This window comes from Variovorax sp. 10N432, assembly GCF_056394465.1.
On the sequence record NZ_JBFTHX010000006.1, the window covers coordinates 251,868 to 261,905 of the forward strand.

8 protein-coding genes are annotated in these 10,038 nt (G+C 68.9%); 3 read left to right on the top strand and 5 right to left on the bottom strand.

The features are described from left to right. Positions 1 to 5 precede the first annotated feature (5 nt). Entirely contained in the window at positions 6 to 866 is an 861-nt protein-coding gene (locus tag AC1DF3_RS10300) for an isocitrate lyase/PEP mutase family protein (protein ID WP_301810503.1), read from the top strand. 48 nt (positions 867 to 914) lie between these two features. On the opposite strand, the gene AC1DF3_RS10305 is transcribed toward AC1DF3_RS10300, so the two are convergent. Beyond that, entirely contained in the window at positions 915 to 2,207 is a 1,293-nt protein-coding gene (locus tag AC1DF3_RS10305; RefSeq protein ID WP_286531284.1) for an NAD(P)-binding domain-containing protein, read from the bottom strand. 280 nt (positions 2,208 to 2,487) lie between these two features. Here AC1DF3_RS10305 and AC1DF3_RS10310 point away from each other — a divergent pair, with 280 nt between their 5' ends. After that, positions 2,488 to 2,931, top strand: coding sequence for an outer membrane lipoprotein (locus tag AC1DF3_RS10310; RefSeq protein ID WP_286531285.1), 444 nt, complete (start codon positions 2,488 to 2,490; stop codon positions 2,929 to 2,931). Between the two features lie 75 nt (positions 2,932 to 3,006). Here AC1DF3_RS10310 and AC1DF3_RS10315 read toward each other — a convergent pair whose 3' ends face one another. Next, positions 3,007 to 5,523, bottom strand: a complete 2,517-nt coding sequence (locus AC1DF3_RS10315; protein ID WP_478139582.1) for an AI-2E family transporter — start codon at positions 5,521 to 5,523, stop codon at positions 3,007 to 3,009. 257 nt (positions 5,524 to 5,780) lie between these two features. Here AC1DF3_RS10315 and AC1DF3_RS10320 point away from each other — a divergent pair, with 257 nt between their 5' ends. Beyond that, the gene (locus AC1DF3_RS10320; RefSeq protein ID WP_478139583.1) at positions 5,781 to 6,911 is read left to right on the top strand and encodes a sensor histidine kinase; all 1,131 of its coding nucleotides are present in this window, start codon (positions 5,781 to 5,783) and stop codon (positions 6,909 to 6,911) included. 34 nt (positions 6,912 to 6,945) lie between these two features. Here the strand turns inward: AC1DF3_RS10320 and AC1DF3_RS10325 are convergent, their stop codons facing one another. From AC1DF3_RS10325 to AC1DF3_RS10335, 3 genes are all read right to left on the bottom strand, one after another. Beyond that, positions 6,946 to 8,220 (bottom strand): phospholipase D-like domain-containing protein, encoded by a 1,275-nt coding sequence (locus AC1DF3_RS10325; RefSeq protein ID WP_478139584.1) that lies wholly within the window; start codon positions 8,218 to 8,220, stop codon positions 6,946 to 6,948. Between the two features lie 157 nt (positions 8,221 to 8,377). Then, positions 8,378 to 9,628, bottom strand: a complete 1,251-nt coding sequence (locus AC1DF3_RS10330) for an ROK family transcriptional regulator (protein WP_286531294.1) — start codon at positions 9,626 to 9,628, stop codon at positions 8,378 to 8,380. Positions 9,629 to 9,645: 17 nt separating this feature from the next. Beyond that, the coding region (locus AC1DF3_RS10335) for an ATP-binding cassette domain-containing protein (RefSeq protein ID WP_478139585.1) at positions 9,646 to 10,038 on the bottom strand (393 nt) is incomplete at its 5' end.

Here is a 10,038-nt window from a genome sequence, read left to right on the forward strand (position 1 = left end):
TTCCAGTGTCCACTCGCAAGCAACTCAGATCGCTGGTCGAAGCCCGTCGCGGCGTGATCGTCCCGGGCGCCTTCAACGCGCTGTCCGCCAGGGTCATCGAAGACCTGGGGTACGAAGCCATCTACGTCACGGGCGCCGGCGTCACCAACATGTGGTTCGGCATGCCGGACCAGGGCTTCATGGGCCTGCACGAGATCGCGGACCACACCGCGCGCATCCGCGATGCGGTCGAGCTGCCCCTGATCGTCGACGCCGACACCGGCTTCGGCAACGCGCTCAACGTGCGTCACACCGTGCGTGTGCTCGAGCGGGCCGGCGCCGACTGCATCCAGCTCGAGGACCAGCTGGCGCCCAAGCGCTGCGGCCACTTCTCGGGCAAGGAAGTCATTTCCACCGAAGAGGCGGTGAGCAAGATCAAGGCGGCGGTCGATGCGCGGCACGATCCGGACTTTTTGATCATGGCGCGCACCGACGCCTGCGCCACCCAGGGTTTCGAGGCCGCCCTCGAACGCGCCCAGTTGTTCGCGCAGGCGGGTGCCGACATCCTGTTCGTCGAGGCTGTCACCACCGCGGAAGAGATCCGCGCGCTGCCGGGGCGATTGGGCAAGCCGCAGCTGATGAACATGGTGATCGGCGGCAAGACGCCGATCGTCGGCGCCGACGAGCTGGGCCGCCTCGGCTACGGCATCGTGCTCTACGCCAATGCGGCGCTGCAGGGTGCGGTGGCGGGCATGCAGAAGGCGCTGACGGTGCTGCGCGATGCCAGGCGCGTCGACGAGGACCCGGCGCTGGTCGTGCCGTTCGCGGAGCGGCAGCGCCTGGTCGGCAAGCCGGTCTGGGATGCGCTGGAAAAGCGCTACACCTGATCGCCCGCGCGGATCGCCGTCGTGGCCGCGTGCGGCCGCGCAGCGGCGTCAGAGCAGAGGGTAGGGCTGGTCGTCCGGTGTGCCGAGTGCCAACTCGCGATAGAAGTCCCAGCCCCGCTCGCCGGCGTAGGTGCCTCGGTCCCGCTCGGCGAGGTAGCGCACGATGTCGAAGTGGTTGAGCCTGCCGTCGACCGGTTCCATGTCCAGCTGCGCCGTGCCGCGGATGTGCGACATGACGGATCGCGCCATCAGCATGAAGGCCCAGGGCGCGGCGCCGATGCCGTCCAGTCCCACGCCCGGGAAATAGAGGTCCGGCGCATCCAGGCTGCGGAAGATGCAGGCGCAGCGCGAGGCCAGTTCGGCGACGGTTCGCACGCGTGCAATGCGCGGCTCCTCGAAGTACGAGAGGTCGGTCTGGTAGCCCGTGCCCCAGAGGAGCACGTCCCCCGCGAGCCGCGTGCCGTCCGACAGCGTCACGTGGCGCCCCTCGATCTTCTCGACGCTGCCCGGATACCGCTCCAACGCGGCAAAGCTGGCCAGCATGCGTGCGCGGCCGGGTATGAGCTGGTCTTGCCGCACGTCCAGCAAGCGCTGGGGTCGGATCGACTGGATGCCGAACTTCTCGTAGCGGGACAGCAGGTCGGCGCCGATCGTCTCGTTCTGCTGCGTGACGGTCATGCCGCTCGCCTGCATCTTCGCGTAGGGCCGCACGCTGCCGGCGATCGCCTTCGGCTTTCCGGTCGGCGTGAACCAGCGCAAGCCCCGGTACACCCATGCGATCCGGCGCGCCTTGTGCTCCAGGCACAGGTCCAGCAAGTCGAAGGCCGAGGCGCCGCCGCCGACCACGATCACTTCGCGTCCGGTCAGCTCGGTCGGGTCGCGCAGGGCGCTGGAATGCAGCTCTCGCAATTCGCTGTCGCGACGAATCGCATCGGGTATGGCGGGCGTGTTGTGGCCCCCGGTGGCCGCCACCAGATGACGCGCCCGCACCGTGCCGCCTGGCGTGTCGAGCTCCCAGCAGGTGCCGGTGTAACGCGCACGAGACACCGGGCTGTCGAGCCGGATGCGGTCAGCCAGGTCGAAGCGCTCGACCCATGCCTCGATGTTGGCGAGGATGCACGGCTGCTTCGGGCCACCCATCGGCAGATCGCCGAGGGTCCAGTCGGCCGGGCTGATCTGGATGTCCTGCCACGCCGGAAGCTGGCGCCACAGGCCGCCGACGCCGCCCTGCTTTTCGAGCAGCAGCGAATCGAGGCCCGACTGCCGCGCGTAGTGCAGGTGGATGACGCCGGCGACCCCTCCGCCGACGATGGCCAGGTCGAGCAATGGGGTGGCTTGCATGGATGCTCCTCCTCATGGCCCAAGGGCGCGGTGCACGGAAGGAGATCGCCTGGCAGCCGAGTGGGCCGATGATGCACCCGACGTTCGCGGCGTGGCAAAAGCGGGCCTGGAACGGCCGCCGAGGGCTGCGACGGAGGCACGCGCGAAATTGCCCCTAAGTGCAGTAGACGCCGCCGTCGAAGCAGCACATAGTGCGCGCACGAGGCTGGCGAATCTGTCTTCGTCGTCTCCCGAGCCCGATCCGCATCGGTTTCATCCACCTTGTACCGGAGTCCAATTCATGAAAGTGCGCCTCTTCTCCTTGTTTTCCGCATTTGTAATGGCTGTCCTTCTCACCGCTTGCGCCGCGCCGGGATCGCAGCAAGGGTCGATGACTATCCGGCAGGGCAAGATCGAGCAGATCATGCCGACGGAGATCCCGACTTCTCACCATACCGGTGTGGGGGCCGTGCTCGGTGGCCTCGCCGGCGTGGGCGTCGGCAGTCTGATCGGCGGCGGTACCGGCCGCGATGTCGCCATGGTGGTGGGCGCGATCGGCGGCAGCGTTGCGGGCAGCCAGATCGCCGAGCGCTACAGCAGGCCGCTGGAAGGCCAGCAGATCTTCGTTCGCACCGACAGTGGCGTGCTGGTCGAAGTGACGCAGCCGGTGACTCCCGGCCTGCGAGTGGGCCAGCGGGTCTTCATCCAGGGCAACGGCGAGGGCGCCCGCGTGATGCCTCAGTGAAGCTGCCTCAATGAAGCTGCCGCTGCGTGAGTCGCTCTCACGCTCGCGGCCGGGCGGCTTCGCGTCCGGTCCGCGTCAGGCCGACGGCAGCAGCTGACCGACCGTGGCCGACGGCGGACCCATGGCCACCGGCGCCGGCACCATCTCGCCCCATTGCGCGGCCGCGGCCTGCAGGGCCTGCATCAGGTCCTTGGCCATGGCTTCCAGCAGACGAACCTCGCTCTGGCTGAGCGCGCGGGGTTCGACATCCAGCAGACACAGCGTTCCCAGCACGTGGCCGCCCGGTCCGCGCAGCGGCGCGCCCGCATAGAAGCGCAGCCCCTTGCCCTGCAGCGCGGGGTTGCCGGCGAAGCGCAGGTCCCTCGACACATCGGGCACCACCAGCGTCTGTGCGTTCGCGACCACATGGCCGCACATCGACAGCTCGCGCGGCATGCCGAGGTCGACGCCGCGCAGCGGTGCGGCATCCGGGCTGGCCGGCGCGCGCAACTCGCCGTAGGCGCCGCGCACCTCCTGCGTGCTCTCCTCGATCAGCGACACCATGGCCATCGGCACGTCGAACACGTCGGCCGCGCGCTGCGTGGCGGCATCGAAGAGCTCCTTCGCGCGCGGATCGAGCGCGCCGCTGGCACGCAGGGCGTGGAGCCTGTCGGCATCCGCCTCGGGGCGCGCCGCCTGCATGAAGCCCTCGGCCGGCTGGGTGCCGGTCAGTGCGGCGATCGCGACCACCGCCTCGCCGACCGAGGTGACGACGCCGTCCGCGCCGAGGTTGCGGATCGCTTCCTCGCCCAACAGCTCCGGTGGCGCGTTCCACAGGCCCAGCACGACCCGCGTGCCTGGCCAGCGACGCTTCAGCCGCCGGCAGAAGTGGCGCGCCGCCACCTGCGGGTCGGGGCTGAAGTACGAGATGCACACGCACTCCACGCCGCCCAGGTCGAGCCCCGTGATGAAGTCCGCGTTGACCGCGCCGGCCCCGTGCGGCAGGGCGACGCAGCCCTGCATCGACAGGGCATGCGCCAGCATGCGCGCCGCCAGGCTATCGACTTCCCATTTGCCCCCGATGCACACCACCGCGGCGGGCGCGGAGGCCGCGTGCGGTTCGGGATGAAGCTCTCGCATCTCGTCGATCAGGGCCTCGATGCCGATCACCACGCGGTGCCGGTGCTCGGCACGCGCGACGTTGGCGTGGTCGCTCGAGGCCATGCGCAGCACCTGCAGCCCGGTCTCGTTGTAGAAGCCGAGCACGTTGTGGTCGACGACCTGGTCGGTCGCGAGCTCGATGGCTTCCTCGACATCGTCGGCGATCAGGCGCTGGTAGATGCGCGTCGGCGCGTCGAGGGCGGGCTGGCTCCCGAGCAGGACGTCCAGGAAGCGCAGCCGTGGCAGGTGCCGGCCGATGACCATCAGGCAGACCGTCAGCGGCGTCGACATGATGAGCCCCAGAGGGCCCCACAGCGCGGTCCAGAAAGTCGCCGCGACCATCAGCGACATGGCCGAGAGTCCGGTGCTCGCGCCGTACAGCCAGGGCTCGATCACGTTGTTGCTCAGCATCTCGAGCGCGATGATGAGACCGATGGTCCACAGCACCATGCTCCAGCCGGGATCGACCGCGAAGGCCAGCGCGATCGGGAACACGGCGGAGATCATCGGCCCCACGTACGGAACGAAACGCATCACCGCCGCCACCGCGCCCCAGAGCATCGCGCCCGGCACGCCGATGAACCACAGGCCGAGCGCCATCGGCACGCCATAGCTGAAATTCACCACCAGCTGCATCGTGAGGTATTTGCTGATGCGCTGGCCGGCCTCGTCCATGGCATCGGTCGAGCGATGCAGGCTGCCGCCCCAGAGTCGAACCAGGCGATCGCGCAAGTCCAGCCGATCCAGCAGGATCAGCACCACGAAGACCAGCACGATGCCGGCGGTCGCCAGCGGCGCGCTCGCCATCTCGAGCAACGAGATGCCTTGCTGGAAGGACGAGGGCGTCTTCTCGACCAGCTGCACGGCTTGCGCCGGCGCGGGCGCCGTGTTGCCGGTGGCGCCCCTGGCGCCCGCGCGAGCCGGGGCCGGGGCTTGCGGTGCGTCCTCGACCTCCTTCTTGAACGTGTCGAAGGTCTTGATGACGCCGTCGAACATCCCGGGGCCGCTGGCCCGGGCGCGAAGCTCGCTGAGCTTGGTCTTGATGTTGTTCTGGTAGGTCGGAAGTTCGGCGCTCAGGGTACTGACCTGACTGCCGAGCAGCAGGCCCGCCATGCCCATCGTGCCGAGGGCCAGCAGCACCACGAGCATCACCGCGGGCGCGCGCGGCAGGCCCAGCCGCTTGAGGCGCATCACGAGCGGGTCGAGCACGAAGCCCAGCAGGAAGGCGAGGGCCAGCGGCATCAGGATGTCGCGGCCGAAATAGAGAGCCGCGATCACCGCCGTTGCCGTCACCGCGCCGGCCATGGTCCTCAGTTCCGGCACCAGCGAGACCAGGGCGAGGGCAGTGGAAGGCGCGGCGGCGTCCGGTGCCGCGCTCGCGGCAGCACCGTGCTCAGGGCCGGCGCCCGACTCTCGCGAATTGGCGCTGGCCATCGATGTCGGTGGGCTCACGCGGATTCCTTGATTGTCGACGGGTGGCCCAGCTTGTGGCCGAGCAGCACCGGGCAGGGTCGGCCAATGGCCCGCCGGGAGGTAGGCAGCCAGCCAGCGCTTCAGGGCCCTGAACGGGGCGGGCTCCATTTCGGCAGCGCACGGAAGGCGCATGATGGAGCTTTTCGGGCGACTCTCGACGACGTGCGGGAGGCGCCGAACTTTCCCGCTGAGCGCTTCGACCGGGTTGAAGCGCGAGGCTATCGCTGGAGGACCCCATGCACCGATTCCTCTACAACCATCGCGACGAGCTCATTGAGCGGTGCAAGGCAAAGGTCGCTCGGCGGCCCAGGCGAGAAGCCACGGCCGCCCAACTCGCCAACGGCGTGCCCATCTTTCTGGACCAGTTGACGAGAACGCTGGAGGCGCAGGAAAACGGCGAGGTCGACGAGAGTTTCCGTATTTCAGGTGCCGCCGGGGGTGGCGCAAGAACGGCCCTGTCCGAGATGGGCCTGAGCGCTGCTGCGCATGGCAAGGAACTGCTGGCGCTCGGCTATTCCGTCGACCAGGTGGTGCACGACTACGGCGACCTTTGCCAGGCCATCACCGACCTCGCCGTCGAACTCGATGCGCCGTTTTCTGTCGACGAGTTTCGCACCTTGAACCGTTGCCTCGACAACGCCATTGCCGATGCGGTGACGGAGTTCGGCATCTGGCGGGACGCCGGCGTCGCACTTCAGCAGACCGCCGACGAGAACGAGCGCCTGGGCATGCTGGTGCACGAACTGCGAAACTACCTGCACACCGCAACGCTTGCGTTCACGGTGCTCGAATCGGGAAAGGTTCCGATCGGCGGTGCGACCGGCGCCGTGTTGAAAAGGAGCCTGTCTTCGTTGGCGACCCTGCTCAACCTGTCGCTGTCCCAGGTCAGGGGCACGGCCGAAGCGTCACAGGAGACGGCTTTTCCGGTCGCGGCGCTTGTCGCGGAAGCCAGGAATGGCGCCGCGCTCGATGCCAGCGCCAGGGGCTGCACGCTCTTGGTCCGCGATGTCGATCCCGCGCTGGCCATTTCGGGCAATCGGGAGCGGCTCCTGGCGGCTTTGGCGAACCTGCTGCAGAACGCGCTGAAGTTCACCCACGCCGATTCCGAAGTCACACTGAGTGCCCACGCCGAAGGCGACCATGTCCTGGTCGACGTCGAGGATCATTGCGGAGGACTGCCGCCAGGCGCTGCCTCGCGCATCTTCCAGCCCTTCGTACAAGTCGGCGACAACAAGACCGGGCTGGGACTCGGTCTTTCCATCGCGCGCCGAAGCGTCGAGGCCGATGGCGGCGTCCTGACCGTTCGGGATGTGCCGGGCACAGGATGCGTCTTCACCATCAAGCTGCCCCGAAGAACGCTGGGCTAGGCGCCGGCCCGGCGGTCCCGCCGCGCTCTCGTCCTCACAGCTGTTTCGACAGCCATGCTGCGACGTGCTCCATGGCTTTCTCCGTGAGAGGCCGGTCTCGCCACGCCGCCAGCGTGAGCTGCCTGGATTGCTTCAGGTCCGCCTCGAACTGGGCGGTCTGTGCCGCCGCGAAATCCTCGTCGTAGATGTTCAGGTTGGCTTCGTCGTTGAGCCTGAAGGAGCGGTTGTCGAAGTTCGTGGAGCCGACCGAGACCAGCAGCCCGTCGACCGTGAAGACCTTGCAATGGAACATCGTCGGCTGGTACTCGCTCATCTGCGCGCCCGCCTCCAGCAGCGGTCCCCATGACGCTCGCGATGCCCCACGGACCGTCTGCGAGTCGATGATGGGTCCCGGCGTGATGATCCGCACGCGCACCCCTCGCCGCATGGCGGCCACCAGCGCGTCCACCGTCAGGTCGTCGGGCACGAAGTACGCGCTCGACAGGTCGATGGTCCGTGTCGCCGCGGCGATCGACAGCAGGTACATGAGGTGCATGCTCTCGCTGCCGCCGGATGGCGAGCTGCTGAACATCTGGGCGCGTCCCTCGCCCATGGGTTCGATCGGCGGAAAGTAGCGTCGGCCATGGAGGACGTCGCCCGAGACCTTGATCCAGTTGTCCATGAAGACGGCCTGCATCTGCGCGACGACCGGCCCCTCGACCTTGAAGTGGGAGTCGCGCCAGTGCTCGGCGTCCTGCGCGCTGCCGGTCCAGTTCGGCGCGATGCCGACGCCGCCGGTGAAGCCGATTCGTCCGTCGACGACCAGCAGCTTGCGGTGGGTGCGGTTGTTCATGCGGGCGATGTCGTACCAGTCGGGCTTGTGGAACTTCCGGATCTCGACGCCGGCATCCTCCATCTCGCGCAGGAATGCCTCGTCCACCTTGGCGCTGCCGAGCCAGTCCAGCAGCACGTGCACCTTGACCCCCGCGCGGGCCCTTTCGGCGAGGGCGTCGGCGAAGGCCTTGCCGATGTCGCCGGACCAGTAGATGTAGGTCTCGAAGGTGATGCTCTGCCGTGCCCCGCGAATGGCGGCCAGCATCGGGGGAAAGATCTGGTCCCCGTTGTAGAGGGCCTCGAAGCGATTGCCGTGCGTGATCGGGGGGCCCAGCATGACGCCCAGCACGTGCTGGTACTGCGGATCGTGCAGCGCGTATTCGCGCCTCACCTGCTCGTCGAGCTTTTTCTCGCCGCTGCGGAAGTTGAGGACGAGCAGCGTGGCGGACAGCGTGAGGACGAAGGTCCAGGCGATGGCTTTCAGGTGGCGTCTCATGCGGCCCTGTCGCGCGTGTCGAAGAAAGTTGACAAGAGGTACTCCGTTGGCTTGGACCAAGCCCTGCCGCGTATGTTGGCGCCAGGCGGCCTGCGCGCGAATCGTCCTCGGGAGTCAACGCATGTAGGCCGGCGAGCCGACCCGTCGAGGGTCCGCGTCAGCCCGCCCCCTTGTCCAGCTTCAGGAACAGGTCCCGGTCGGGCGCGAAGTTGGCATGCAGCGGCAGCAGCGCACCGCCGAGCGCGCGGGCGTCCGAGCCGGTGGTGCCGGGCAGCAGCTGCGGACATTCGACGCCTTCCCAGCTGTAGCGGCTGCGCGCGGCCGACACCGCGTCGAGCAGCGCCTCGAGCAGCTCGCGGCTGAACGAGCCGTCGATGATCACGCCTTCGAGATCGAGCAGGCAGGCGGCGTCGTGGATGGCCAGCACGATCGCCGGTGCGGCCTCGTCCAGCCAGGCTTGCGTGATCGGTTGCCAGGGCGCCTGCAGCGCCCGCCGGTCGGACACCGCGTCCGGGTCCAGCCCGGCTTGCTCGAAGCGCCGCTCCAGCATGATCAGCGAGGCCACGCTGAGCAGTTGCGGCGGCGGCGCGGTGTCGCCCGGCATCGCCCGGTGCAGGGCCAGCGAGCCGATCGCGCCCGCGTTGCCGTTGAGTCCGCCGCGCAGGTGGCTGTCGATCACCAGTCCGCCGCCCACGAAGGTGTCGACGAAGATGTAGACGAAGCTGCGCACGCTGCGGCCGCGCCCGGCCACCAGCTCGGCCACGCAGGCGGCCGCGGTGTCCTTGACGAAGCTCACCGGCAAGGTCGACAGCGCCGCCACCCGCGCCCGCACGTCGGTGCGGTTCCAGGCCGCGGCGCGGTCGGCCTCGACGCCCAGCAATGCCTGCCAGCCGCCCAGCGACAGCGGCGCCGCGATGCCGATGCCCTGCAGCCGCTCCTGCTCGGCGGCACCCAGCAGCGCATGGAACTCGGCCAGCCGGGCGGCAATCTCGCCGAACACCGCCTCGGGCCGGGGATAGTCGTAGCTCAGGCTGCGCCGCGCCCGCACCGCGCCGGTGAAGTCGACCAGCAGCATGTCGAGGCTGCGCCTGCCGAGCTTGATGCCGATCGAGAAGGCGCCGTCCGGGTTCAGCGCCAGCGGCACCGAGGGCTGTCCGACCTTGCCGCGCAGCAGGGCGCCGCGCAGCAGCAGGCCGTCGTCGATCAGCCGCTTGGTGATCAGCGAGATGGTCTGCGGCGTCAGCCGGGTCAGCCGCGCCAGCTCGGCGCCGGGCATCGGGCCGTGGTTGCGGATCGCCTGCAGCACCACGCGCTCGTTGTACTGGCGCAGGCCGCCCTGGCTCGAGCCGCGCGGGCGCAGCCGGGTCGTCTCCTGCGACCCGTCGTCGGCCGAGGGTGGCATCGTCATCGCATGCACCGCCCCGCTCACGCCAGGCATTCGGCGGGCAACTGCTCGGGCGGCAAGGCCCCGGTCATGACCGCGACCGTGTCGCTCATGCTGATCTTCTTCGGGTTCAGCACCGCGCCGCGCTTGCCCAGCCGGGCGACATGGATGCGGTCGGCGATCTCGAACACGTGCGGCATGTTGTGGCTGATCAGCACCACCGGCAGGCCCTTGTCGCGCACCCGCCGGATCAGCTCGAGCACCATGTTGCCTTCCTTGACGCCAAGCGCCGCGGTCGGCTCGTCGAGGATCACGACGTGGCTCGCGAAGGCCGCCGCCCGCGCCACCGCCACGCACTGGCGCTGGCCGCCCGACAGCGTCTCGACCGCCTGCGTCATCGAGCGGATGCCCACCTTGAGGTCGTTCATGCGCGC